Origin of the sequence: Pseudocitrobacter vendiensis (genome assembly GCF_943590815.1) — a bacterium.
GTDB lineage: Bacteria > Pseudomonadota > Gammaproteobacteria > Enterobacterales > Enterobacteriaceae > Pseudocitrobacter > Pseudocitrobacter vendiensis.
Window position 1 is genome coordinate 1 of the sequence record NZ_CALSBS010000010.1, and the last position, 23,774, is coordinate 23,774.

Consider the following 23,774-nt stretch of genomic DNA (forward strand, 5'->3'; position numbering starts at 1 on the left):
TTATTTCTAATAATAATTACTTCCCCTTTAATTTGTTGAGTTCTTCAAGTTTGCTTTTTGCATGATTATCACCATTTTTAACAGCGAGCTTTATCCAATAAATAGCCTCATCCAAATCATAATACTTTGAGAAGACAGGATTTACATCGGATAAAGAAACACCATAATTATACTGTGCTGCAATGTTACCCTGGGAGGCTGATATCTTTAAATATTTCATCTGTCCATTGATATCATTCATAGTAAAGCAATAATATCTATAAAGTCGAAATGATGCTTCAGCATCCCCTTTTTTTGATTTATCCTCAAGTGCTAATTTTTGTTCTTCACTTAAATTATTGATAGAGGCGGTTGATTGCGCTACCCATTGCCCATTTTCGTTTGATTTAGAATCAGGTACTTTTCCGCTATAAGTATAGAACGGTGCCATTAATGTTAGCGCTATAATAAAAATACGCATCTTTTCCTCGTGACATGCACATATTTTACATCATCAGATTTTTACATCTTTCCTGCTAACGTTGAAATAGGTGTTCCTGATGAGTCTAATGCTTCAGTAACACTGGTTGGCTAAGTATGTTTTTGATAATGACTACTGCTCACTCGGACAACGATAAAACATTTCCATCATCCCATCTATTTTAATTATTACAGTCAATAGGCACACTTACACAGATAACTTTGATCGTATAATCCCCCTCTAATTTTATGATAATGAAAGGTGTCTTATCATAATTATCATAGTAATAATCAAAATATTGTTTACTGTCTAAAATTCGATATTCATGGCTGACATCAACCATATTCCCAGCATAAATATCACCATATTTTTGCAATAAACACGGAAAATCAACTTTCAATGAAATAACGCCATCACACTTGATTTTCAGCTCTTAATCAAAGGAAATGTAATTCATCATTAGCACATTGTTGCGAACCGCCATCTCATCAATCCAACCAATTGATAAGCTTCAAGGTTCACCACTTTATTGCATTCTTGTTTCATTAATTACCATTTGCTGTTTAATACCTGAATTATCTTGTGAAAATATCAATTGCCATATCTTGTAATTTGATACCAATATCTTCAAGTTCTCTACATTTATCTTCACTATAGATACCCACTCTGAATGAGAACATGCCATACACATCCGTTAGTGCAAGAGAAAGTAGCTTAGGCACCATAGCGTGTTCGGTATAATATTCAGCCAGAAAATCAAGCGCCTGATACAAAGACTCTATTTCATTTGAGGTATATTCTTTGTTCAACCTTAGTCTGACAGGTATTGAATCATCACCTAACAATTTATCTACTACAATTTTAAGTGCATATTTTTCATCCATTTTAGGCTCCAAAACAGAATACGTTATTACTGGCAGGATTAATAACGGAACTGCCATCAGCATAAAATTCACAGAGTGAGGTAATAATCACCAAGATATATACAATTCAATTATAATGAGTTAACACTAATCATTTCTCAACAAATAAGGAGAAGCAGCTACATCACCATCAATAGTAACATTCACCTGATTAGATCTTATTTTAAAAATATTCTTATTACCACCATGATAATTAAAACGTTCTATAAAATCCTGAAATAGACCATTCCCATAATAAACGCCACAGATATTTTTAACCTGCCACGCAGCTATACCGTACGTTATCTTATCTATAGGGTGAAGACACACTCTCTCTGCTCGCCAGTTCATAATGGAAAGTAAATATTTATATATCCGTTGCTCCGTAAACCATTCGTTATTAACTATTGTAAACTCTACCGTTCCTATATCATAACGATGAATACCTGGCAAAAAAGCATAGTAATAGTTCATTGCGGTCTCGAAGGAGAACGATGTACCAGGTAATACCTCGTGCCAAACGGATTTATCTAGCCAATCGCCAAATCTGCATTTTGTTTTTTTAAAAAAATCTAATTGAATGTTATTCATTTTCGGTATAAAAATACCGCTACATAAAGAATTATAAGCCCCTCCATTAGCGCGCAGAGGAAGTGTCAACCTGTGAACATAAAACGATCTATGACTTTTATTGGATATAGTCGTTGTAGCTTTCACAATAGATTTTTGCTGACGAACGGCAAGATGAAGATAAACTTTGTTCTTTCCTTTCCCATAGTTGCTCTCCTTTTTACTGATAGTGTAATATTGGAAAACGGCATACGCTGAAAGATCATCATAATAATCATAGTAGTCTACCATTGTAGGCCACACCCGAGGGTAAACCTCTGTTTGATTCAACTTACTATCCCAATCTGGCATCCCGTATCTGTAATGCACAGAATAATCTTCAGATATATCATAAGCAAATAATGGCTGCCACCAGGCCATCATAATAATGAATATTACGTATCTTATAAACATCCTGTCACCTGTCAAATTGCCGAGTCAGCGTTTCATGTGAATATCAAATTAATTATCGGCATTCATGCACCAACGAAATAATAACTGCATAGATAGTTAAAGTTTAAATATTCATTAAAAGAAATTAGCCATCCACCTTCCCACGCTACCGCCCTACCCTGAAGCGCTCACGCGGTATTCTGCACAACTGCATTCTACAAAAACGCCCTCCTGCCCGGTGTGATACTTCAGCATTCCAACTATATTTCAGATTCCATAAAGAGCACCTCAACATTCAGACAAAAAAAAGCCCCTCAGCCTGAGCGAATGAGGGGCTAAAACAACATTAACGCTATTTTTACGTTTTGTTAGTCAGGACCAATTGGCCATTATTATCCAGCGGAATTTGCGTTCCCGGATCTTTATCCATACGAATTTTCCCCTGCTGGTCGCCAATTTTATACGTCACGTCATACCCAAGCATTTTCTCGGATTTGTCATACACGGTTTTGCAGCGTTTCTTGGTGCTGGTGTAGGTATCATTATCCTGCATCGAGCCCTGGATCTGATTCCCGGCGTAGCCGCCGCCTAATGCCCCTACCACCGTGGCAACATCTTTACCGCGTCCGCCACCAAACTGGTGACCAATCACGCCGCCAGCGACAGCACCGAGCACGGAACCGGTAATCCGGTTTTCATCCTGTACCGGGCGGCGATGGGTCACGGCTACATTGCGGCACTCTTCGCGCGGGGTTTTCACGGTTTCCTTGATGGGTTTAGCCGAAATCACCTGCGCATACTGCGGGCCACGGTCAAACACGTTAAGGCTGGCGACTGCCGCCACGCCAAGCGCGGCTGCAACGCCAATCCCTATACCCGCCAACATCGATTTATTCACGGGAAATCCTCCTTTGTTGCTGATACTAACAATTCTGCAACTTGACGAGGGGGTAAGCAAATGAGAAAGCGGATGAAAAGTGCGAGATAAAACCACAAACCAGTGCGATTCAGAGGAGTCTTAGCGGGAATTTCCGTTAGTCAGCGAACAATCTGCTGTAAACGGCCCGACTGAATGTCGGGCCGGCATGTGACATTAGTGCAGTTTCAGGCGCGGGCGGATAACACGGTTGATGCTACCGACCAACATCATCAGGCCGGTTTTGATATAGCCGTGCAGCGCAATCTGGTGCATACGATAGAGTGAGATATACACCATACGTGCGATGCGACCTTCAACCATCATCGAACCGCGCATCAGGTTGCCCATCAGGCTGCCGACCGTCGAGTAGTTCGAAAGTGAAACCAGCGAGCCGTGATCTTTATAAGAATACGGTTTCAGCTCTTTGCCCTTCATCTGCGCCAGAATGTTATTCAGTGCACAGGTTGCCATCTGGTGCGCAGCCTGAGCGCGCGGCGGCACAAAACCGCCTTCCGGACGCGCGCAGGACGCACAGTCACCAATGGCAAAAATGTCTGCATCGCGCGTGGTCTGCAACGTCGGCTCAACCACCAGTTGGTTGATACGGTTGGTTTCCAGGCCGCCAATCTCTTTCATAAAGTCTGGCGCTTTAATGCCCGCTGCCCACACCATCAGGTCGGCCTGAATATATTCGCCGTCTTTGGTATGCAGGCCACCCTCATCAGCGCTGGTGACCATGGTCTGCGTGAGGACGCGTACGCCCATTTTGGTCAGCTCGTTATGCGCGGCGCCGGAAATACGCGGCGGCAGCGCAGGCAGAATGCGTTCGCCCGCTTCCACCAGCGTGACGTTCAGCGCGTCGTTGGTCAGGCCTTTATAGCCGTAGCTGTGCAGCTGTTTCACCGCGTTGTGCAGTTCGGCTGACAGCTCGACGCCCGTTGCCCCGCCGCCAACAATGGCGATGTTGACTTTACCGTTCGCACCAAGGTTCGCTGAATATTTCAGGAACAGGTTCAGCATCTCCTGGTGGAAACGACGCGCCTGATGCGGGTTATCGAGGAAGATGCAGTGCTCTTTCACGCCGGGCGTGTTGAAATCATTGGAGGTGCTGCCCAACGCCATCACCAGTGTGTCATAAGCCAGCTTACGTTCCGGCACCAGCAGGTCACCCTTCTCATCACGCAGTTCTGCGATGGTGATAGTTTTCGCTTCACGGTTGATGTCCATCACTGAGCCCAACTGGAACTGGAAGTGATGGTTACGCGCGTGCGCCAGGTAGCTCAGCGCATCCACGCCTTCATCCAGCGAACCGGTTGCCACTTCATGCAGCAGCGGCTTCCACAGATGGCTGTGGTTACGGTCCACCAGCGTAATTTTCGCTTTTTTGCTCCGGCCAAGCTTTCTACCCAGTTGAGTAGCCAGTTCCAGGCCGCCAGCGCCACCACCCACAATAACGATTCTTTTGATTGGTGTAGTCACGTGACCCCCTTAAAAATTATTAACCAATTGTTAATTAAAAGTTATTAAAATAGCTCTTAACTAACAACAAGTTACTATCCAGAAACCATTCAGCAGCAAGAAGAATAACATGAACGGTGCATTGGTCATACCAAATTTGATGTGCATCAAGTTTTACCGCGCAGAAGTTAAGCAACTTTAGCGTTTCATGGGATTTTTTGTGGATAAAAGAAGTAAAAAGCGAGGGAAATTTAACATTTCACGCCCCAGAACGGGGCGTGATAAAACAGTTTTAGCCTAAGGTTTTAAAGGCTTTGATACGTTGCAGATGTGGCGAGATACTTTTGAATTTATGCCCCTGAACGTCATCCCAGATAATTTCATAAAAGTGATGCAGTTCCTGTGCCGAACGCTGGCTGTCGAGCGCCTCATCCTTCCGGGAAAGGATCGCCAGGCAGCGGTCGCGGTTTTTCTCGCGGAAGTTGTTCACACACTTGGTGGCAATATCAACATACTCTTCCGGGCGGTCAATCTTCCCGTCCATGTTCTCGTTAGGGAACAGGTTCGGGTTAAAGATAACCTGACGCACATCGCATAAAAAGCCGATGCGTTCCGCCCAGTAGCCACCGAGCCCCACACCACAAATCAGCGGGCGATCGTCAACGTTGAGCTGCAACATTTTGTCCACTTCTTTCAGCAGATGCTGCATGTCATGTTTTGGATGCAGCGTACTGTAGCTAATCAACCGCACATCCGGGTCGATAAACTGAAGCTGCAACACTTTTTCATGGTTGCCTGGGCTATTCGAGTCAAAACCGTGCAAATAGATAATCATTTGATCCTCACCACAACTCCCTTGTCGGGAGGGTTAATGGCCTGCCTTCACGTCCTGCCAGCGTTCATGGAGCTGTTCCAGTTGCGCGCTGACGGTCTTCCAGCGGGCGGAATCCCTCAACGCCTGACGCGTAAATGAACCTTTATGATACAATTTCGTAACACGTTCAGCATTGATCGGCGACAGGTTATCAAGAACGCTGACCGCGCCTTTACGATTATTGCAGACCAGGATCATATCGCAACCCGCATCCAGCGATGCCTGACCGCGCTCGGCGTAGCTGCCCATAATCGCCGCGCCTTCCATCGACAAATCGTCAGAGAAAATCACGCCATCGAAGCCTAACTCACCGCGCAACACGGTTTTGAGCCAGTGCGGCGAGCCGCTTGCCGGGCGCGGGTCTACGTCGCTGTAGATGACGTGCGCAGGCATAATGGCATCGAGTTTGTTTTCCGTAATCAGCGTCTGGAACACCGCCATATCTTTCGCGCGAATGTCGGCTTCGCGACGCGGATCGCGCGGCGTCTCTTTATGTGAATCAGCGGTGACTGCGCCGTGACCCGGGAAGTGTTTGCCGGTGGTTTTCATACCGGCGCTGTGCATACCGTCGATAAAGTGACGCGCCATCGTCAGCGCTTTTTGCGGATCCGCATGATAAGAGCGCTCGCCGATCGCGGCGCTGATATGCCCGACGTCCAGCACCGGGGCAAAGCTGATATCAATATCCATGGCGATCATTTCGCTGGCCATCAGCCAACCGGCCTCAACCGCCAGGCGTCCGCCCTCTTTCTCGCCGAGTACGGCGGCAAAAGATTGTGCTGCAGGCAGGCGAGTAAAGCCTTCACGGAAACGCTGTACCCGGCCACCTTCTTGATCGACCGCCACCACCAGATGATTGTGCGACGCCTCGCGGATCTGGCGCACCAGTTCGCGTAGCTGCGCCGGATCATGATAGTTACGGGTAAATAAAATCAGGCCGCCCACCAGCGGATGCGCCAGAATCTCGCGCTCTTCCGCATCCAGCTCGTAGCCTTCTACATCCAACATTACCGGACCCACACTGACCTCTCTTATCGTTTTTCCTTTAACTGACACCAAATTTCATCTGCCAGCGTGATAAATTGTCGGTCGCCGGTTTGCTGCCAGCGACACTCATACCAGCCCGCCATGAGCATTAACACCCAGGGCCGCCAGCGTAAAATCTGTTGCCAAAGCACGCCTGGCGCAATGCTCGCCTGTGCTGCGTACGCATCGCTGTAGTCACGGCGTTGACGCGCGTCGTGCATCCACACCGACGCCAGCTCCAGCGCGATGTCGCCGTCCCCGGCATACTCCCAGTCAATCAGCCGCAACCCGACAGGGGTATGCACAATGTTGCCCGCGTGAACATCCATATGCAATGGCGAAAGGCGCAGCGGCTGCGGCTCTCGCTGCTTTTGTAGGCGATGCAACGTGCGCAGCCAGAACGGTGTGCGTCGCGCAGGGTGGCACTGCTGCCAGTAGCGTTCCAGCAACGGTAGCACCGTTACGCGCCAGCCAAAACGCGGCTGCTGATGCAGATGATACAGGAGAGACGCCAGTTGGCGAGGGGGCGGCAGCACGCTTTTCACCTCTCCGCTGAAAAATTCAACGGCCATCCAGCCTGATGTATAAAAAACCGGCTTCGGGGCGAGCGTGGCGGGTAAACGCGTGAGCGCGTGATACTGACGCAAGAAGTGAAATTCGCGGACCTGCGCCGTGTGATGCTGGCGCAAAACTCGCTGCTGCTCACCGCAGGCGATGATACAGCTACTCCCGCTCAGCCCTGAATAATCAGGGCTGGTGACGAGATGATAGTGCGGGAAATAGCGTGACAGAATCGCATCACGCGTAAGCTTATTGTTGCGAAACGGCACCGCTACCTGACCAGATAATTTCGCCCGTCTGCACCAGCATCAGCTGCATTTTCAGTACCGGGGAATTCACGTTGCCGGTGGCGTTGCTATACAGTACATACTGTGCGCCGACGTTGCGGGCAATACCCATCGCTTTGCTACGTGAACCGAGACTATCCTGCGGCGACAGGCCAAGCTGCTGTTTGGCAACGGCCAGTTGCTGCGCGGAAACCAGGGTGAATTTACCGTTGCCGGTCAGTGCGTTACGCAGCGCCGTTGTCGCTTCCGCCGCGTTTAACGTTCCGTTGGTGCGGTTATTCACGCTATCGACCAGCAGAATGCTGCCCGCGTTCACGCCGCTCGCCTGCAACATTTTGCCTGCCATCGGCTGTACCGCGCCATTCCAGTCATAGTGACGTACACGAGGCGCAGGCTGCGACGGCTGTTGGTCCTGATGCTCAATAGGGCCAGGCTGCTGCGGGATCGTCGGAACAGAAGGCACCGTCGGTACCGGCTGCTGCGGTTCGACTGGCTGTTGCGGTGTCGGCTTCGCCTCTTCCACTGGTGCAGGTTGTTCTTGTTTCACCACGCACCCGGAGAGCAGGACAGCCAGTGCCGAGATTAACGCATAGCGACGCAATGTAGTCATTCCGGTTTACCCCTTACAAATAAAGATAAAGTCGGACTTTATGTGCGCCCAAGCTGCTGGCGCTGCCGTACAGCGTGACCGATCCCATAGCCGGGATGGTGACGGTACGCGGCGCTTCAAGCGGGTGCATTTCCAGTCCTCTGGCTTCATACCAGTAAAAACGATAATGAAGGGTGACAGGTTCACGCCTTTCATTGAACAACTTCGCGCTGGCGGTCGCCTGAATTTCCGACCGCGTCAGTTCAGGCTTTTCCGCGCTGATCCCGGCGGCCAGAACATTCGATTCCATCACCAGCGTTTGCTGATCGCCCACCGGAATTTCCGGTTGCGAGCCACAACCAGCCAGCAAAAATGCAGCCAATAGCGCAGCTGAAAAGCCTGCTTTCATCACTTAACCTTTATGAGCCAGCATCGGCCCGAGCGGACGACCGCCCAGCAGATGCATATGAATATGGAAGACTTCCTGCCCGCCGTGGCGGTTGCAGTTCATGATCAGACGATAGCCATCATCAGCAATGCCTTCGTCGCGGGCAATTTTTGCCGCCACGGCCACCATGCGGCCCAGCACCTGTTCGTGTTCAGGCGCCACGTCATTAGTGGTGGCAATCAGGATATTAGGCACGATCAGAACGTGAGTCGGCGCCTGTGGGGAGATATCGCGGAACGCGGTAACCAGCTCATCCTGATAAACGATATCCGACGGGATTTCGCGACGAATAATTTTGCTGAAAATAGTTTCTTCTGCCATGAGGGATTCCTTAATTATGCGACCGTGCGAATTCCTGTTATTGATCTTCAGGCTTTTCTGATGCACGGGAGACTGGGTAAGAGTATGAGCGACTTACTCGTTGTCTTTCAACCTGATTACGTTTTTTATTGTATTAACTCGGAAAAACCCCGGCAAGAGGGTCAAAACAGTGGGAAATTGATAGGCCGGGCAGCATTGCGCCGCCCGGTAAAATTGCGCTTAAGAAGCTTCGATCGCGGTGGATGCTTGCTTCTGTCGATTCATTAACCAGAAAACCGCCACGCCCGCTAAAACGATCCCCGGCGCGGAGGCTGCCATCACCCCCACCGTGCCGGTACCCAGCGCCAGCATTTTTCCGGCCAGCAGCGGGCCGCTCATCGCCCCCAGTCGGCCAATCGCTACCGCCGTACCCACGCCCGTGGCGCGGATTTCGGTGCGATAAAAGAGTGGTGCCAGCGCATACAGTACGCTCTGCCCGCCTGTTGCAAACAGCCCAGCGACAAAGCCGGAAAGCAGCATCGTGCTCAGTGATTCCGCCGAGCCCAGCGCCAGCAGCGAGGCCAGCATCCCGCTGTAAATCAGCAGCGACATGCGCATTGGGCTCAGTTTATCCATCAGCGCACCGAGAACAAGCGTCCCCACCGCTGCGCCGATTTGCAGAGCAAACATCACGCCCGCCGCCTGTGAGCCACTAAAGCCCTGATCGACCAGCAGTATTGGCAGCCAGTTAATCAACATGTACACAACTAGCAGGGTAAAGAAGTAACAGAGCCACAGCAGTAACGTGGACGATGCCGTCCCCGACGCGAGTAACGCGCGCAGCGGCGCGGGAGATGACGTTTGTTGATGGGTGAAAGCCTGCGATTCGGGCAACCAGCGCATCAGCAAGGGCACCAGCAGCAACGGCACCACGCCGCCAACCCAGAATACGGTTTGCCACGCCTGCGCCAGGCCGCTGAACCCCAGCGCCGCCGCCAGAGCCGCACCAATCGGCACGCCACAGTACATCAGGCTCACCGCCGTGCCGCGAAAACGCGGGCCTGCCGCTTCAGAGGTCAGGGCAATCAGGTTAGGTAGCGCAGCACCCAGCCCCACGCCGGTCATCAGACGCGCAAAGACCAGCGATGGAAAACTCCACGCCAGCGCAGTGGCTATCGAAAAGAGACCAAACAGCACCACCGAACCCAGCAGAATGCGTTTACGCCCATAACGATCGGCAAGTATTCCGCCGACCAGCGCGCCGGGCAGCAAACCCAGTATCCCGGCGCTAAAAATCCAGCCCATCTGCATTTTATCGAGCGAAAAAGCCTGGGCGATACCGACTGCGGCAATGCCTGCCGCCTGTAAATCAAGCCCTTCCATCAGGGCGACCAAAAAACAGAGCCCGATAGTCAGTATCAGGCGTGACGTTGCAGGTGTAGAGGCGATGTTCGACATAGCGTTACCTTTGCGAGGGTGACAGGTGAAAGGCGGCTGATACGTTGCCAGCCGCGCATTTTTTCCTTGCAAACGCGCCCGCCGGGCATCATGCCGGGCGGGCGAAGCTTTCTTGTTATGTTTTACGCTTTGGCTTTCAGGTCGAGCGCCACATCGACGATCATGTCTTCCTGGCCGCCAACCATCCGGCGTTTACCCAGCTCAACCAGAATATCCACCGCGCTCAGGCCGTAGCGCTGCGCCGCCACTTCACTGTGACGCAGGAAGCTTGAATACACACCGGCATAACCGAGCGCCAGCGTTTCACGGTCAACACGCACTGGGCGATCCTGTAACGGACGCACCAGATCGTCTGCCGCCGCCATCAGCGCGTACAGATCGGTGCCGTGATCCCAGCCGAGCTTATCCGCTGCGGCAATAAACACTTCCAGAGGCGCATTCCCTGCCCCTGCACCCATTCCCGCCAGGCTTGCGTCAATACGGTCACACCCCTCTTCCACCGCCACGATCGAGTTTGCCACGCCAAGGCTCAGGTTATGGTGTGCGTGCATCCCGGTTTGCGTTTCCGGCTTGAGCACCGCTTTCAGTGCGCGGAAACGGTCGCGAATATCGTTCATGTTCATCGCGCCGCCGGAATCAACCACATAGATGCAGGTTGCGCCGTAGCCTTCCATCAGCTTCGCCTGTTTCGCCAGATTTTCCGGCGTGGTCATATGGCTCATCATCAGGAAGCCGACGGTATCCATGCCCAGCTCACGCGCGAACGCGATATGCTGTGCGGAGACATCCGCTTCAGTGCAGTGGGTCGCCACGCGCACCACGCGCGCGCCAGCCTGATAAGCGGCTTTCAGGTCATGCAGCGTGCCGATGCCCGGAATCAGTAAGGTGGCGATTTTGGCGTGTTTCACCGTATCGGCGGCAGCTTCAATCCATTCAATGTCGCTGTACGCGCCGAAGCCGTAGTTAAAGCTGGAACCCTGTAAACCATCGCCGTGCGCCACTTCGATGGAGTCCACTCGCGCGTCATCCAGCGCTTTGGCAATCTGGCGTACATTGTCTAATGAATACTGATGGCGAATGGCGTGCATGCCGTCACGCAGCGTGACGTCGGAGATATAGAGTTTTTTACCGTTCATGCGACTTCTCCTGCTGCTTTCACCATGGTTTGCGCCATTTTTTCCGCCGTCGACATCGCCGCTGAGGTCATGATATCGAGGTTTCCGGCATAGGCGGGCAGATAGTGCGCCGCGCCTTCGACTTCCAGATACACCGCTGTTTTCAGCCCGGAGAACTGACCGATACCCGGAATAGTCACCGGTTTATCCTGCGGAATAATTTCAAACTGGACTTTTTGCTTCAGGCGATACCCCGGCACATACGCCTGCACGGCTGCGGCCATCTCTTCAATCGACGCTTCAATTTCGATTTGCGAGGCGTCCTCGCTCAGCACATACACCGTGTCACGCATCATCACCGGCGGCTCTGCCGGGTTGAGAATAATGATGGCTTTGCCTTTCGCCGCGCCGCCCACCACTTCAATGGCCTGCGAGGTGGTTTCGGTAAATTCATCGATATTGGCGCGTGTGCCCGGCCCGGCAGATTTACTGGAAATCGAGGCGATAATTTCTGCGTAATGGACCTTCGCCACGCGGGAAACTGCCGCCACCATTGGAATGGTCGCCTGGCCACCGCAGGTCACCATATTGACGTTGCCCTGACTGAGGTTTTTATCGAGATTCACCACCGGCACGCAGTACGGGCCAATTGCCGCAGGCGTCAGGTCAATCAGGCGAATATTGGGTTTCTTTGCGCGCAGCGCAGCGTCGTTTTTAACGTGCGCCCCGGCGCTGGTAGCGTCAAAGACGATATCAATATCGGCGAATTCCGGCATGGCCATCAGGCCATTGACGCCTTCATGGGTGGTGGCGACGCCCATGCGACGCGCACGTGCAAGGCCGTCGGATTCCGGGTCAATCCCGACCATCACCGCCATCTCAAGGTGCTTGCCGTTACGCAAAATTTTGATCATCAGATCGGTGCCGATATTACCTGAACCGATGATGGCGACTTTTATCTTACTCATGACTGACTTCCTTCTTGTGCGGCAGAGAACGTGGCTGCCACAGAACCAATACCTTCAATAAGTGCCTCGAAACGATCGCCGGGATTGATGGCGACCATCGGGCCCAATGCGCCGGTCAGCACGATGTCACCTGCACGCAGCGGTTCTCCGAGGCTCGCCATCTTGCGCGCCAGCCAGACGGCGGCGTTAAGCGGATGCCCCAGGCATTCACTGCCGCGCCCGCTGGACACCTCTTCGTTATTACGCGTCATACGCATGGTGCAGTTTTTCAGATCTAACCCTGCCGGGCGCATCGCCGGGCTACCGATGACGTACACGCCACAGGACGCGTTGTCCGCCACCGTGTCGACAAACTTAATTGACCAGTCGCGCACGCGGCTACCCACCACTTCCAGCGCGGGCAACACCCATTCAATAGCGCCGTATAGCTCATCAAAGGTGGTATCGGCGTTTTGCAAATCGCGGTTCAGCACCAGTGCAATTTCTGCTTCAATTTTCGGCTGCATCACGCGGTCAAACGGAATGGTGTCGTTGTCGCCGTAACACATATCGGCGAACAGCGTGCCGAAATCCGGCTGGTCAACCCCCAACTGTTGCTGCACTTTCGGATGGGTCAGGCCGATTTTGCGCCCGACCACGCGACGGCCTTTCGCCACCGCGTTTTCCACATTAAGGGCCTGGATGGCATAGGCGGCTTCGGCATTATCAAGGCCGATAATGTCGCGCAGGGGCGCAATAGCCTGCCCGGTTTGTTCGGCCTCGCGCAGGGCGGCGGCCAGTTGTTCAAGTGACGACGTGGTCATGACGGCTCCTTATTCGCGGTTGAGGTAATCCAGCACCAGCTGGTTGAAGGATTCTGCATGTTCCCACTGGGCCCAGTGACCACAGTCGCGGTAGATATGCAGCTCTGAACCGTTAATGCCGGAAAGCAGACGCAGGCCCGCATCCATTGGAACAAAGCGGTCGTTGCGGCCCCAGACAATCAGCGTCGGTGCTTTAATTTCCGCAAGGCGCGGGCTAAAGTCCGGGAACTGTTTCGGGTTGGCTTCCAGGCTCTTAATGAAGTTTTCCAGATGATCGCGACGTGCCAGCATGTTGTTGAGACGCGCTTCAAACAGCGCTTCGGTCAGATCGCTCGGGTCATAGACGAAGATGTTCATCATCTTCTTCAGGTTGTCGATATTCGGTTCGCGATACAGGCCGTTCAGCAGCTTGATGCCTTCCGTTGGCATCGGGGTGAACAGGCTCATCCCGCCCGTACCGCCGCCCATCAGTACCAGTTTGCCGACGCGCTCCGGCCAGGTCAGGGTAAACGCCACCGCACTGTGCCCGCCCATGGAGTTGCCCAGCAGATGCACCTTCTGGATATCCAGTTGATCTACTACGCTTTTCAGAATGCGGGCGTTCAGGTCAGAACGGGAACCACTGTTAATAATGGTGTCGCTCTTCCCCCAGCCAGGGCAATCGAGCAGGATAACGCGGTACCCGGCTTCCACCAGCGGGTCAATATTACGGCTAAAGTTCGCCCAGCCCGTTGCACCGGGGCCAGACCCGTGCAGCATGACGACGGTTTCATCGCCCTGCCCACAATCGTTAAAATGGATGCGCAGCGTCTGGCCGCCCTCTTCAACATTCAGGAAACGGCTGGTTGCGGCTTCGGTTTGCGGTTGATAGGTCATTGTTTTCTCCTGCTTTAATTCTGTGAACGGGCGCTGAGGGAACCGAAACCGGCAATCCATTCAGGGATTGGGCGGTAGTAACGCCCCTCGGTGCGATAGTCGCCAAAGGCCGACAGCGCGGCGAACGCGGCAACCCAGGTCTTAATTTCGTGAGTAGATTTCCCGGCAATGGCCGAAAGCTCTTCATTACTGACAGCATCCAGTTCGCCCAAACGCTTCTGCTCAAGTAGCGTCATAAACTGGTTATCCCAGACCGGGTTAAGCGGATGCAGGCTTTTCTGATCTTCAATAAACTTCTCGGCGGCTTCGATAACGCGGCGCTGACGCAGCTCGCGCTCATCCGGCGGCAGATGCTTCCCGCTGCCCAGCAGGCGGTCGCGCATATGCGCATCGACCTTCGCCAGCTCCGGCACTGGCGGTTGATGCGATAACCCACCAGAACCCAGAATCAGCACACGCTTGTTGAGCGTGGTGAGAAAACGGCCAATCACTTCCCCCATCATGCGGGTACGCTGGAAACCTGGCAGCGGCGTGGCGACACCGTTAATGAAGATCGGCAGCACCGGGCGAGAATCCAGACCGCCTAACAGAAACTCCAGCGGCTGGGCAAAACCGTGGTCCACCTGCATGCAGTAGGACACCGCCAGGTCGATACCGTTTTTCATGCTGTAGTGCGCACAAGCTTCCGCGATATCCGTCGGCACCGGCAGTTCCCCCGCCGCGCTGGAAAAGTCGCCAATCGCCGTCGCGCCAACGCCCAGGCAGAACGGCGGCATCACGTCGTAGAAGAAACCGTTGTAGTGATCGGGGGCAAACAGCACCACCAGTTCCGGGTCAAAAGCGGCAATGCGTTCGCGCGCGGCGGCAATCACGCCATCCACTTCATCCAGTACCGGCTGTGCCGGGTCGACATAGCCGACCAGCGGCGTGTGGGAGAGACAATGCAGATATGCGTTCATATCAGGCCACCTTTTCAACAGGAGCGGAGGATGAAACGGCTTGCAACGCCATGACGCTGGCAAGCTGATTAAGTTGGTTACCCAGCGTTTGCGGGATGGCCAGCGCGGCGACGAAGCGGTCCGGGCGAATAACCGCCAGCGACGCGTCCTGGGCGGCGAACCAGGTTTTCAGGCGGTTTTGCGTATCGCCTAAGCGAATCACGCCGTCGACGTTGTCCTGCGGGGTGTGGATCTGAACCTCTGGCACGACCTGAATGAATTGCGTACCCAATGCGCGCCAACGGGCAATTTGCTGCTCGCTCATGCCCCACAGCGGGTTACAGCCCCAGCCGATAATGGCGAAGTTCGCGCCAATCACGTCATCCAGCAGCGTCACCTCGCCGCTTTCGCGGGTCACTTTCGGCTGAATAAACATCTTGCCGACCGGGGAGTTTTTGGCGCCAGGGGCCATCACCAGCGCCCCTTCACGATACTGCGGCATCGGTTTAAAGCGCATTTCAAGGAAGTAACGTTTTACCGGCGGGATGTAGTTCAGCAACCAGGAGATGCCATCACGCACGTTGCCGTGCCAGCGTTTTGCCGGGGCGAGAACGTTTCCAGCGGTAACGGATAAATCAATCATCGCTTTGGCATGATCGCGACGCTCCTGCTGGTAGGTGTCGAGCAGACGGTCGCCCGCTTTACCGTTCACCACCAGCGCCAGTTTCCAGGCGAGGTTGAAGGCGTCGCGCATCCCGCTGTTGTAACCCTGACCCTGCCAGACGGGCATGATGTGTGCGGCATCGCCCGCCAGCAGCACGCGATCAACGCGGAAACGTTCGGCAATGCGCGCGTTGTGGGTGTAAACGCGCTGGCGAATCAGTTCGACGTGATCAGGATTCGGCAACACTTTGCTCAACAACTGACGCATGTTGTGCGGTTCGCTCAGTTGTTCTTCGGTTTCGCCAGGCATTACCATAAACTCGAAACGGCGTACGCCATGCGGCAGCGCGGCAGAGACATAAGGGCGCACCGGGTCGCAGCACAGGTAAATGTGCGGTGTCGATAAAGGGTCGTTGGCGATATCAATCACTATCCATTTATTCGGCGCAGTTTTGCCTTCAAACGGCACATTGAGCGTACGACGCACCACGCTCGCCCCACCATCGCAGGCAACCAGCCAGTCGGCTTTCACCGTTTCGCGCTGGCCTTCCGGGCCTTGTAGATTAATCGTGACACTGTCACCATTCTGACTAAACGCTTCCAGCTCGCGCGAGAAAAGCACTCGCACATTCGGGAAACGCGATAGCCCTTCATACATCACCGCATCGACCTGCGGCTGAATAAAGGCATTGCGCCGCGACCAGCCAAACTCGTCGGTCATCGGCTGAATATCGGCAAAGCAGCGACCCTTCGGCGTCAGGAAACGCATCGCATGCCACGGCGTGGTATGCGGCAACACGTTCTCCACCAGGCCGACCGACTGCATAGCGCGCAGCGCTTCATCGTCAATACCGATGGCGCGCGGGTAGTCGATCAGTTTGTCGAGCTTCTCAACCACCAGTACCTCGACGCCCATCTGCCCAAGGTAGTTCGCCATCATCAGGCCAACCGGGCCCGCGCCAATAATGGCGACCTGAGCGGACTGCTGAACGGCAGGCTGGATATCGGGATTTATCGTTGTCATGTCATTACCTCACTTCTCGGACCAAATGACCGGTACGGATACGCCCGCGCCGCCATTTGTTAATTTGATGTGAACATTTTTTTATAATGCGCTCAGTATATGTCCGGTAATTTAGGCTACAATCAAAACAGGCTCAGAGGTGCACTTAGTGCACACAGTTGTTTTAACTATATAATTGTCAGGAAATATGAAGAACAACGAGACGACGGAATACAAAACAGTACGCGGATTAACCCGAGGGTTATTGTTATTAAATTTGTTAAATAAATTCGATGGGGGTGCATCAACCGCGACGCTGGCTGAGTTTAGCGGCCTGCATCGCACCACCGTTCGGCGACTGCTGGAAACGCTTCAGGATGAAGGCTACGTTCGCCGCAGTTTGTCCGATGACAGCTTCCGTTTGACGATGAAAGTTCGTCAGCTGAGTGAAGGATTTCGTGACGAACATTGGATTTCTGCACTTGCAACACCATTACTTGGCGAATTATTGCGCGAGGTCATTTGGCCGACTGATTTAACTACGCTCGACGTTGACGCCATGGTGGTGCGCGAAACCACCCACCGCTTTAGCCGTCTCTCTTTTCACCGTGCCATGGTGGGTCGCCGCCTGCCGCTGCTGCTGACCGCGTCGGGTATTACCTGGCTGGCGTTTTCCGCCGAGCACGACCGCCAGCCGATAATCGACATGCTGGCAGGCCGCCCGGAAGCGGAATACCAGCTGGCGCGCGAACCCGAGAAGCTGGCATCAATTCTGGAACGCACGCGCCATAATGGTTATGGCGAGAACTTTGGCGGCTGGCAGCAGGAGGAAAAAATCGCCTCCATCGCCGTGCCGGTGCGCAGCCAGGGCCGGGTAATGGGTTGTCTGAATCTGGTGTATATCGCCAAAGCGATGACCATTGAACAGGCGGCGGCGAAGCATTTGAGTGCGTTACAGCGGGTAGCGAAACAGATTGAGGAGCGCATGGAAGAGGAGGAGATTATCTACGAGCATCCCTCACCCTAACCCTCTCCCGCAGGGAGAGGGAACCGATCGTGCCAAAGTTTAAGCAAGTGCGGTTTTGCCAGGGTGAGGGCCCCATCGCGCACCATCCCCCGGAAATTAATAGGTACCTCCCGCACAACCATTTGCAATCCCTATCGTTATATATTCAAATACACATCGAAATTCCCCTTCTCTCAGAGCCACTTCATGTTGAATGTAAAACGTCTGCTCCCCGGCATCGCGCTGCTCTGCGCCACGTTTGCCGTTGTTTCACCCGCCGAGGCGGAACGCACTCTCACCGACCAGCTTGGCCGTCAGGTCACCCTGCCCGATACCGTTAACCGCGTGGTGGTACTCCAGCACCAGACGCTTAATCTGCTGGTGCAGTTAGATGCCGGTAAAGACGTGGTTGGCGTACTCAGTAGCTGGAAAAAACAACTCGGCCCCGATTTCGCACGCTTTATGCCGACACTCTCCTCTCTGCCCATGCCCGGCGACCTGACGCAGGTGAATATCGAAAGTCTGCTGGCGCTGCGCCCGCAGGTAGTATTCGTCGCCAACTATGCGCCTGCGGCGATGATCCAGCAGATTCAAAACGCGGGCATCCCGGTTGTCGCAATTTCGCTGCGTGAAGATGCCGCCGGTGAAAAAAACAAAATGAACCCGACGATGGCGGATGAAGAACACGCCTATGACGAAGGGCTGAAACAGGGTATTCGCCTGATTGGCGAGGTGGTGAATCGCGAGAAACAGGCAGACGAACTGATCCGCTACACTTTTAACGCGCGCCAGAAATTCAATGCGCCGGTCGCGGATATTCCCGAAGACAAAAAAGTCCGCGTCTATATGGCCAACCCGGATCTCAACACCTATGGCTCCGGAAAATATACCGGGTTGATGATGCAACACGCGGGGGCGATGAACGTCGCCGCGGCGACAGTGAAAGGCGCGCGTCAGGTGTCGCTGGAGCAGGTATTACAGTGGAACCCGCAGGTCATTTTCGTGCAGGATCGCTACCCGGAAGTGGTTAAAGAAATCACCACTGACCCACAATGGCAGGCCATTGATGCCGTGAAAAATCATCGCGTCTGGCTGATGCCAGAATACGCCAAAGCCTGGGGCTACCCAATGCCGGAAGCGCTGGCGATTGGCGAATTGTGGATGGCGAAAAAACTCTATCCAGAGCGTTACAAAAACATCGATGTTGATGCCCAGGCTCAGGATTATTATCAACGTTTCTACCGCACCCGTTGGCAGCCGCATGCTCAACCGTAGCCAGCCGCTGGCGCTTCAGGGTGGGTTGATGCTGCTCACCCTTTTTCTTGCCGTGGTGTCCCTTTGCTTTGGTCAGTATCCTCTGCCCCTGCGCGATGTGCTCTGGCAGCTGTTTCATCCCAATGCGCCTGCGGATATCGCGCAGCAGATAGTCTGGTCCGTGCGTTTGCCGCGCGTGTTGATGGCGCTGCTGGCGGGCGGCGCGCTGGGATTGTGCGGCGCCACGCTCCAGGGCGTGTTCCAGAACCCGCTGGTCGATCCACATATTATCGGCGTCACTTCCGGGTCAGCGTTCGGCGGTACGCTGGCGATTTTATTGGGATTCAGCGCCCCGCTGATGATGGGTTCCACGTTCTTCTTTGGCCTGCTGGCGCTGTGCCTGGTCTATCTCATCGCTGCGCTACAGGGGCGAGACAACACGCTGATTTTGATCCTCGCCGGGATCATCCTCAGCGGTTTCTTTGCCGCACTGGTAAGCCTGATGCAGTATCTCGCCGATACGGAAGAGACGCTGCCCAACATCGTGTTCTGGCTGCTCGGCAGCTTTGCGACGGCAAACTGGCACAAAACGCTGATGCTCGCGCTTCCGGTCGCTCTGGCCGCCGCGGTCCTGTTTAAACTGCGCTGGCGCATTAATTTACTGTCACTCGACGATAAAGATGCACGCGCCCTGGGTGTGAATGTCACACCGTTGCGTCGCGGCGTGCTGGTGTGCTGCGCGTTACTGGTTGCCGCACAGGTAGCGGTAAGCGGCAGTATTGCGTGGGTGGGATTGGTGATTCCCCATCTGGCCCGTTTGCTGGCGGGTGCGGATCACCGTCGCCTGCTGCCAACCGCGTTCTGGGTGGGTGCCAGTTTTATGATTGTGGTGGATGATGTCGCGCGCACGTTGACGGCGGCGGAGATCCCTATCGGCATTCTGACCGCATTGATTGGCGCGCCGCTGTTTACCCTGTTACTGGTGCGCAACGCCCGTCGAGGAGACCGCTCATGACCGCGTCACTTTCTCTGAATGCACTGGTATATGGTCATCAGCAGCCGTTGTTTTCCCCGATGACACTCGATTGCCGGCCCGGTGAAATCTGGGCAGTGTTGGGGGCGAATGGGCGCGGGAAGAGCACGTTGCTCGACACGGTGACCGGCGTGCTGCGGGCAATATCTGGCAGCGTACACGTGCGTGGCGGCGTAGGCATTGTGCCGCAATCTTTTCGTCCGGCGTTTGCCTGGCAGGTGCGCGATGTGGTGCTGATGGGCCGGGCGCGGCACATCGCCCTGTTTGCGCAACCCAAACAGGAGGATGAGCAACAGGTGATGCAGGCGCTGGTGCAGCTCAATATTGCGCATCTGGCCGATACGCTGTTCCACGCCCTTTCCGGTGGTCAGCAGCAACTGGTGATGATTGCCCGCGCGCTGGTCAGCGCCAGTCAGAATATTTTGCTCGATGAGCCCTGCTCGGCGCTGGATCTCGCCAATCAGCAAACCGTGTTGCAGCTGATCAGTAACCTTGCACACGGTCAGTCGCGCACGGTGGTGTTCACCACGCATGATCCCACTCATGCGTTGCAAATCGCCAGCCACACGTTGCTGCTGTTGCCCAACGGCGAGTGGCTGGCAGGTGTAACATCCGACATCGTTCAGGAAGAAAACCTGCAACTCGCGTATGGCCTGCCGGTGCGCAAAATCCAGCTTACTGATTACGCATGCCCGGTGCTGGCGCCGCTGTTTTCAATTCACCGCTAAAAATCCCGCGTCGCGCAGGTAACGCTGCCCAACATCCGCAAAGATAAAGGCATAAAGTGTCTGCGCATTTTCACATTCAGCCAGCCGTGCGGCATGGTAATCACAACAAATGTTCTGCGCCTGCGGAAGCGCAACCACCCGCAGAGCCTCGTCGTGCGTTAAAGCGGCGGCGTAGTGCGCATAGCCAATAAACAGATCGGTAAGATCCTGTTGCAGTAACCATTTACTGGCGATCTCGCCAGACGGAATGCTCAGCGAGTCGCGTCCGCCGACCAGTTGCTTCGCGCGGGATTTCAATGCCTCACCGAGGCCAGGCTCAAGATTGTTAAGATTTTCAAACAACTGCCAGGTGTAATCACCTGAAGGGTCGCAGCCTGGCGTGGAGGTCGCCAGTCGCAACGCAGGGTTGCGCAGAAGTGTTAATGCGTCGCCTTGGAGGTGGCGGCGCGCGGTCAGAATTAGCGTGTTGCGAGCAAAAATCTGGCTTTCCCGCGCCCGTCCCTGAGCAATAAGCGTCTGTGGATGCTGCACATTGGCCGAAGCAAATACATCGCACGCCTCGCCCGCTTCGATGCGCTCACGCAGCAGCCCGGCAGGGCCAAAATTCAGATTCACCGGGATAGCGGTTTGCGCAGTGAAGTATTCAATCAGGGGAATAAATGCGCGCTTCAGGCTGCCTGCGGCGAAAAGTGTTAAGGGGGATGGCATAACAAATTCCAGCGGAAAAACGGATATTTTAGCGGGATTATGCGCAATGCGCAGCCCGTAAAAATGCCGGGGGCGCTGCGCTTGCCCGGCCTACAAGAAGGACGATCCCGTAGGCCTGATAAGCGTAGCGCCATCAGGCACAAGCATCATCAGTCGATTTGAGCCAGTGCGCGCAATTGCTCCGGCGTTGCCACGGGGAGATGGAAGAAATCGAGATACGCGGGGATCATTTCAAACAGCATATCCGTGCCCTGCTGAGTCGTACAGCCACGCGCTTTCGCCATCGCCAGCAATGGCGTGACAGCCTGCTTCATCACCACTTCACCAACGAACATCTCTGGTGTGAGCAATTCTGCGGGCAGCGGCAGCGGATCATCCAGGCTCATCCCAAGCGGCGTGGCGTTCACCACCAGTTGATGCCCGGAAGGATCGTTCGCCATCAGGGTGATTTTCAGCCGGGGATAATGCGCCTGTAAACGCGTGGCAAGCGCCGTCGCCATTTCCGCGCGGTTGTCATACAAGGTTAGCGCCGCAACGCCTGCCGCCGCTAAAGAAGCGGCAATCGCCGAGCCCACCCCGCCGCTACCCACCACCAGCGCGCGGGCACCTCTTGTCTGGAAGCCTTTGCGCTGAATACCGCGTACGAAACCATCGCCATCGAACATTTCGCCAGTAAGCGAGCCATCCGCCTCACGACGAATGGCGTTGCACGCGCCGGCTATGGCCGCTGTCGGGCTCAGACGCGCCATGAGCGCGCAGGTCGCCACTTTGTGCGGCATGGTGACCAGCGCTCCGGCAATATTGGTCATTTTGAACAGTGTCGGGACGAAATCCGCGTAGTCCTCGGGCGTGACGCCCACCGGCACCACTTTGACATCCACCCTCTGATTTTCAAACCACGGGTTGTAGATCATCGGCGCTTTGAAGCCTTCCGTCGGATACCCCAGATGGGCAATTAACCGCGTGTAACCACTAATTTGCATCTGTTTCTCCTTGCGCAACATCCAGTTCAATACGTTTTACATCACCAAGAATAAAGAGATACGCCACCACGCCGAGCAGCGCGGCCCCGCCGATATAGATAAGCGCATAGAAGAAGTTGCCGAAGGCGGCGACGATAAAACCAATCACCAGCGGCGTCAGAATGCCCGCGAGGTTAGCGCAGAAGTTAAACAACCCGCCGGTGAGGCCGCCGAGTCCTTTGGGCGCCATATCGGAGATAAGCGTCCAGCCAAGCCCGACCATTCCCTGACCAAAGAACGCGAAGGACATCACCAGGATCACCGCCGTGTCGCTCTCCAGCCAGTTAGCGGTGATGATGCAGCTTGCCATCAGCAGCCCCACCACGATCGGCAGTTTGCGGCCAAGGTTGGCGCTGCCCGTGGCTTTGAGGATTTTGTCCGATACCCAGCCGCCGAACATCACGCCGCCCGCCGCCGCCAGGAACGGCAGAATGGCAAAGAAGCCCACTTTCAGCCACGGCATATGGCGTTCGGTTGCCAGATAAGTGGGGAACCAGGTCAGGAAGAAGACCAGCACCGTGTTACCGGCAAATTGCCCAATACTGGCCCCGAGAATTTGCCGTTTGCTCAATAGCTGGCGCACCAGCGGCCAGCTGAAATGCGTTTTTTTCTCCGTTCCGGTGGTAATACCGCCGCCTGCGGCGATGTAGTCTCGCTCCTGATCGCTAAGATATTTATCTTCGTGCGGTTCCCGATAACAGCGCCACCACACCAGTGCAAATAGAAGCCCAAAGAGACCAACGGTAATAAACAATGTTCGCCAGCCAAAACCGTCCATTATCCAGAACAGTAATGGTGCGAAGCAGGCCAGCCCGAGGTATTCCCCCACCGTATACACCGCCGTGGCACGCGCGCGCTCCTGCTGCGGGAACCAGGCGCTGACGACCCGACTATTGACCGGGAAGCATGGCGCTTCGCTCACGCCGAGGCCGAAACGGCACAGCAGCAGCGTTTTCAGGCCAATCGCGAAACCATGCAGCAGGGTAAACAGCGACCAGAAACTCAGCGCCAGGAAATAGGTGACTTTGTTGCCAAAGCGGTCAAGGAACATGCCGCCAGGAATTTGCGCCAGCGCGTAGGTCCAGGCAAATGCAGAGAAAACAATCCCCATCATTGCCGCGCCAATCCCCAGCTCTTGCGTCAGTTGTGGGGCGGCGATACCTAAAACCGTTCTGTCGAGATAGTTGATCATGGTACCCGCGGCCAGCAGCGTCAAAATACCAATACGACGCCGTGAGCGGGGAACTGCCGCCACCGCCTCAGCGGTTGCCACGCGATTATGGCTATATGTGTTCATAGGGCTTACCTGTCGTTGTAGAGTGCAGATGAATGTTTTATTGTTATGGTCTTACGCCCGGAGTGAACCGGATGGT

The 23,774-nt window shown here is 54.3% G+C and carries 25 protein-coding genes; 4 read left to right on the forward strand and 21 right to left on the reverse strand.

Annotation, left to right across the window (positions count from 1 at the left end; all coding sequences use genetic code 11):
- Nucleotides 1–16: 16 nt before the first annotated feature.
- The 18 genes from NMC31_RS12295 to NMC31_RS12380 all read right to left on the reverse strand — a co-directional run bounded on the left by NMC31_RS12295 (nt 17) and on the right by NMC31_RS12380 (nt 16,671).
- A complete protein-coding gene (locus NMC31_RS12295) occupies nt 17–430 on the reverse strand; it encodes an SEL1-like repeat protein (RefSeq protein ID WP_436650257.1) in 414 nt (137 codons plus the stop codon).
- Nucleotides 431–1,035: 605 nt separating this feature from the next.
- A complete protein-coding gene (locus tag NMC31_RS12300; protein WP_253898092.1) occupies nt 1,036–1,344 on the reverse strand; it encodes a hypothetical protein in 309 nt (102 codons plus the stop codon).
- A 126-nt stretch (nt 1,345–1,470) separates the two neighbouring features.
- On the reverse strand, nt 1,471–2,385 hold the full coding sequence (locus tag NMC31_RS12305) for a hypothetical protein (RefSeq protein ID WP_253898093.1): 915 nt from the start codon (nt 2,383–2,385) through the stop codon (nt 1,471–1,473).
- 337 nt (nt 2,386–2,722) lie between these two features.
- Complete coding sequence (locus NMC31_RS12310; RefSeq protein WP_253898094.1) at nt 2,723–3,262, reverse strand: glycine zipper 2TM domain-containing protein; 540 nt, start codon at nt 3,260–3,262, stop codon at nt 2,723–2,725.
- A 195-nt stretch (nt 3,263–3,457) separates the two neighbouring features.
- Nucleotides 3,458–4,762: an NAD(P)/FAD-dependent oxidoreductase gene (locus NMC31_RS12315; protein WP_015964229.1), complete on the reverse strand. Its 1,305-nt coding sequence runs from the start codon at nt 4,760–4,762 to the stop codon at nt 3,458–3,460.
- 271 nt (nt 4,763–5,033) lie between these two features.
- Nucleotides 5,034–5,576 (reverse strand): alpha/beta hydrolase YcfP, encoded by a 543-nt coding sequence (ycfP, locus tag NMC31_RS12320; protein ID WP_149462650.1) that lies wholly within the window; start codon nt 5,574–5,576, stop codon nt 5,034–5,036.
- A gap of 33 nt (nt 5,577–5,609) precedes the next feature.
- Nucleotides 5,610–6,635, reverse strand: coding sequence for a beta-N-acetylhexosaminidase (nagZ, locus tag NMC31_RS12325; protein ID WP_253898172.1), 1,026 nt, complete (start codon nt 6,633–6,635; stop codon nt 5,610–5,612).
- Between the two features lie 11 nt (nt 6,636–6,646).
- Nucleotides 6,647–7,471: a thiamine kinase gene (gene thiK, locus NMC31_RS12330; protein ID WP_253898095.1), complete on the reverse strand. Its 825-nt coding sequence runs from the start codon at nt 7,469–7,471 to the stop codon at nt 6,647–6,649.
- Complete coding sequence (gene lpoB / locus NMC31_RS12335) at nt 7,452–8,090, reverse strand: penicillin-binding protein activator LpoB (protein ID WP_253898173.1); 639 nt, start codon at nt 8,088–8,090, stop codon at nt 7,452–7,454. Before lpoB ends, thiK begins: the two co-directional genes overlap by 20 nt.
- Nucleotides 8,091–8,112: 22 nt before the next feature.
- On the reverse strand, nt 8,113–8,487 hold the full coding sequence (locus NMC31_RS12340; protein ID WP_015964224.1) for a YcfL family putative periplasmic lipoprotein: 375 nt from the start codon (nt 8,485–8,487) through the stop codon (nt 8,113–8,115).
- Between the two features lie 3 nt (nt 8,488–8,490).
- Complete coding sequence (hinT, locus tag NMC31_RS12345; protein WP_253898096.1) at nt 8,491–8,847, reverse strand: purine nucleoside phosphoramidase; 357 nt, start codon at nt 8,845–8,847, stop codon at nt 8,491–8,493.
- A 219-nt stretch (nt 8,848–9,066) separates the two neighbouring features.
- Nucleotides 9,067–10,284 carry a 3-(3-hydroxy-phenyl)propionate transporter MhpT gene (mhpT, locus tag NMC31_RS12350; RefSeq protein WP_253898097.1) on the reverse strand — a complete coding sequence of 406 codons (1,218 nt, stop codon included), beginning with the start codon at nt 10,282–10,284 and terminating at the stop codon, nt 9,067–9,069.
- A gap of 122 nt (nt 10,285–10,406) precedes the next feature.
- On the reverse strand, nt 10,407–11,420 hold the full coding sequence (gene mhpE, locus NMC31_RS12355; RefSeq protein WP_149462654.1) for a 4-hydroxy-2-oxovalerate aldolase: 1,014 nt from the start codon (nt 11,418–11,420) through the stop codon (nt 10,407–10,409).
- On the reverse strand, nt 11,417–12,367 hold the full coding sequence (gene mhpF, locus NMC31_RS12360; protein ID WP_149462655.1) for an acetaldehyde dehydrogenase: 951 nt from the start codon (nt 12,365–12,367) through the stop codon (nt 11,417–11,419). The genes mhpE and mhpF overlap by 4 nt, the downstream gene beginning before the upstream one ends.
- Nucleotides 12,364–13,170 carry a 2-keto-4-pentenoate hydratase gene (gene mhpD / locus NMC31_RS12365; protein ID WP_253898098.1) on the reverse strand — a complete coding sequence of 269 codons (807 nt, stop codon included), beginning with the start codon at nt 13,168–13,170 and terminating at the stop codon, nt 12,364–12,366. The genes mhpF and mhpD overlap by 4 nt, the downstream gene beginning before the upstream one ends.
- A gap of 9 nt (nt 13,171–13,179) precedes the next feature.
- Nucleotides 13,180–14,046, reverse strand: a complete 867-nt coding sequence (mhpC, locus tag NMC31_RS12370) for a 2-hydroxy-6-oxonona-2,4-dienedioate hydrolase (protein ID WP_253898099.1) — start codon at nt 14,044–14,046, stop codon at nt 13,180–13,182.
- A gap of 14 nt (nt 14,047–14,060) precedes the next feature.
- Entirely contained in the window at nt 14,061–15,005 is a 945-nt protein-coding gene (gene mhpB, locus NMC31_RS12375; protein ID WP_253898100.1) for a 2,3-dihydroxyphenylpropionate/2,3-dihydroxicinnamic acid 1,2-dioxygenase, read from the reverse strand.
- Nucleotide 15,006: 1 nt separating this feature from the next.
- Nucleotides 15,007–16,671, reverse strand: a complete 1,665-nt coding sequence (locus tag NMC31_RS12380) for a bifunctional 3-(3-hydroxy-phenyl)propionate/3-hydroxycinnamic acid hydroxylase (RefSeq protein WP_253898101.1) — start codon at nt 16,669–16,671, stop codon at nt 15,007–15,009.
- A gap of 187 nt (nt 16,672–16,858) precedes the next feature.
- Between NMC31_RS12380 and NMC31_RS12385 the strand changes: the two genes are divergently transcribed.
- From NMC31_RS12385 to NMC31_RS12400, 4 genes are all read left to right on the forward strand, one after another.
- Nucleotides 16,859–17,677 carry a DNA-binding transcriptional regulator gene (locus NMC31_RS12385; protein ID WP_149462660.1) on the forward strand — a complete coding sequence of 273 codons (819 nt, stop codon included), beginning with the start codon at nt 16,859–16,861 and terminating at the stop codon, nt 17,675–17,677.
- A 186-nt stretch (nt 17,678–17,863) separates the two neighbouring features.
- Nucleotides 17,864–18,931 (forward strand): ABC transporter substrate-binding protein, encoded by a 1,068-nt coding sequence (locus NMC31_RS12390; protein ID WP_253898102.1) that lies wholly within the window; start codon nt 17,864–17,866, stop codon nt 18,929–18,931.
- A complete protein-coding gene (locus tag NMC31_RS12395; protein WP_253898103.1) occupies nt 18,918–19,925 on the forward strand; it encodes a FecCD family ABC transporter permease in 1,008 nt (335 codons plus the stop codon). Before NMC31_RS12390 ends, NMC31_RS12395 begins: the two co-directional genes overlap by 14 nt.
- A complete protein-coding gene (locus NMC31_RS12400) occupies nt 19,922–20,671 on the forward strand; it encodes an ABC transporter ATP-binding protein (RefSeq protein WP_253898104.1) in 750 nt (249 codons plus the stop codon). The genes NMC31_RS12395 and NMC31_RS12400 overlap by 4 nt, the downstream gene beginning before the upstream one ends.
- On the opposite strand, the gene NMC31_RS12405 is transcribed toward NMC31_RS12400, so the two are convergent.
- From NMC31_RS12405 to NMC31_RS12415, 3 genes are all read right to left on the reverse strand, one after another.
- Complete coding sequence (locus NMC31_RS12405) at nt 20,657–21,379, reverse strand: substrate-binding domain-containing protein (protein WP_253898105.1); 723 nt, start codon at nt 21,377–21,379, stop codon at nt 20,657–20,659. The two genes, NMC31_RS12400 and NMC31_RS12405, sit on opposite strands and share 15 nt — an antisense overlap.
- Before the next feature lie 149 nt (nt 21,380–21,528).
- Nucleotides 21,529–22,362 (reverse strand): shikimate dehydrogenase family protein, encoded by an 834-nt coding sequence (locus tag NMC31_RS12410; protein WP_253898106.1) that lies wholly within the window; start codon nt 22,360–22,362, stop codon nt 21,529–21,531.
- Complete coding sequence (locus NMC31_RS12415) at nt 22,352–23,698, reverse strand: MFS transporter (RefSeq protein WP_253898107.1); 1,347 nt, start codon at nt 23,696–23,698, stop codon at nt 22,352–22,354. Before NMC31_RS12415 ends, NMC31_RS12410 begins: the two co-directional genes overlap by 11 nt.
- Nucleotides 23,699–23,774: the final 76 nt, after the last annotated feature.

What these genes read in the sequence shown, in the direction of transcription:
- NMC31_RS12295 (WP_436650257.1), bottom strand. Translation starts at nt 430, where the DNA reads ATGGCACCGTTCTATACTTATAGCGGAAAAGTACCTGATTCTAAATCA.
- NMC31_RS12300 (WP_253898092.1), bottom strand. Translation starts at nt 1,344, where the DNA reads ATGGATGAAAAATATGCACTTAAAATTGTAGTAGATAAATTGTTAGGT.
- NMC31_RS12305 (WP_253898093.1), bottom strand. Translation starts at nt 2,385, where the DNA reads ATGTTTATAAGATACGTAATATTCATTATTATGATGGCCTGGTGGCAG.
- ycfP (WP_149462650.1), bottom strand. Translation starts at nt 5,576, where the DNA reads ATGATTATCTATTTGCACGGTTTTGACTCGAATAGCCCAGGCAACCAT.
- NMC31_RS12340 (WP_015964224.1), bottom strand. Translation starts at nt 8,487, where the DNA reads ATGAAAGCAGGCTTTTCAGCTGCGCTATTGGCTGCATTTTTGCTGGCT.
- hinT (WP_253898096.1), bottom strand. Translation starts at nt 8,847, where the DNA reads ATGGCAGAAGAAACTATTTTCAGCAAAATTATTCGTCGCGAAATCCCG.
- mhpT (WP_253898097.1), bottom strand. Translation starts at nt 10,284, where the DNA reads ATGTCGAACATCGCCTCTACACCTGCAACGTCACGCCTGATACTGACT.
- mhpE (WP_149462654.1), bottom strand. Translation starts at nt 11,420, where the DNA reads ATGAACGGTAAAAAACTCTATATCTCCGACGTCACGCTGCGTGACGGC.
- mhpF (WP_149462655.1), bottom strand. Translation starts at nt 12,367, where the DNA reads ATGAGTAAGATAAAAGTCGCCATCATCGGTTCAGGTAATATCGGCACC.
- mhpD (WP_253898098.1), bottom strand. Translation starts at nt 13,170, where the DNA reads ATGACCACGTCGTCACTTGAACAACTGGCCGCCGCCCTGCGCGAGGCC.
- mhpC (WP_253898099.1), bottom strand. Translation starts at nt 14,046, where the DNA reads ATGACCTATCAACCGCAAACCGAAGCCGCAACCAGCCGTTTCCTGAAT.
- mhpB (WP_253898100.1), bottom strand. Translation starts at nt 15,005, where the DNA reads ATGAACGCATATCTGCATTGTCTCTCCCACACGCCGCTGGTCGGCTAT.
- NMC31_RS12380 (WP_253898101.1), bottom strand. Translation starts at nt 16,671, where the DNA reads ATGACAACGATAAATCCCGATATCCAGCCTGCCGTTCAGCAGTCCGCT.
- NMC31_RS12385 (WP_149462660.1), top strand. Translation starts at nt 16,859, where the DNA reads ATGAAGAACAACGAGACGACGGAATACAAAACAGTACGCGGATTAACC.
- NMC31_RS12390 (WP_253898102.1), top strand. Translation starts at nt 17,864, where the DNA reads ATGTTGAATGTAAAACGTCTGCTCCCCGGCATCGCGCTGCTCTGCGCC.
- NMC31_RS12395 (WP_253898103.1), top strand. Translation starts at nt 18,918, where the DNA reads ATGCTCAACCGTAGCCAGCCGCTGGCGCTTCAGGGTGGGTTGATGCTG.
- NMC31_RS12400 (WP_253898104.1), top strand. Translation starts at nt 19,922, where the DNA reads ATGACCGCGTCACTTTCTCTGAATGCACTGGTATATGGTCATCAGCAG.
- NMC31_RS12405 (WP_253898105.1), bottom strand. Translation starts at nt 21,379, where the DNA reads ATGCCATCCCCCTTAACACTTTTCGCCGCAGGCAGCCTGAAGCGCGCA.
- NMC31_RS12410 (WP_253898106.1), bottom strand. Translation starts at nt 22,362, where the DNA reads ATGCAAATTAGTGGTTACACGCGGTTAATTGCCCATCTGGGGTATCCG.
- NMC31_RS12415 (WP_253898107.1), bottom strand. Translation starts at nt 23,698, where the DNA reads ATGAACACATATAGCCATAATCGCGTGGCAACCGCTGAGGCGGTGGCG.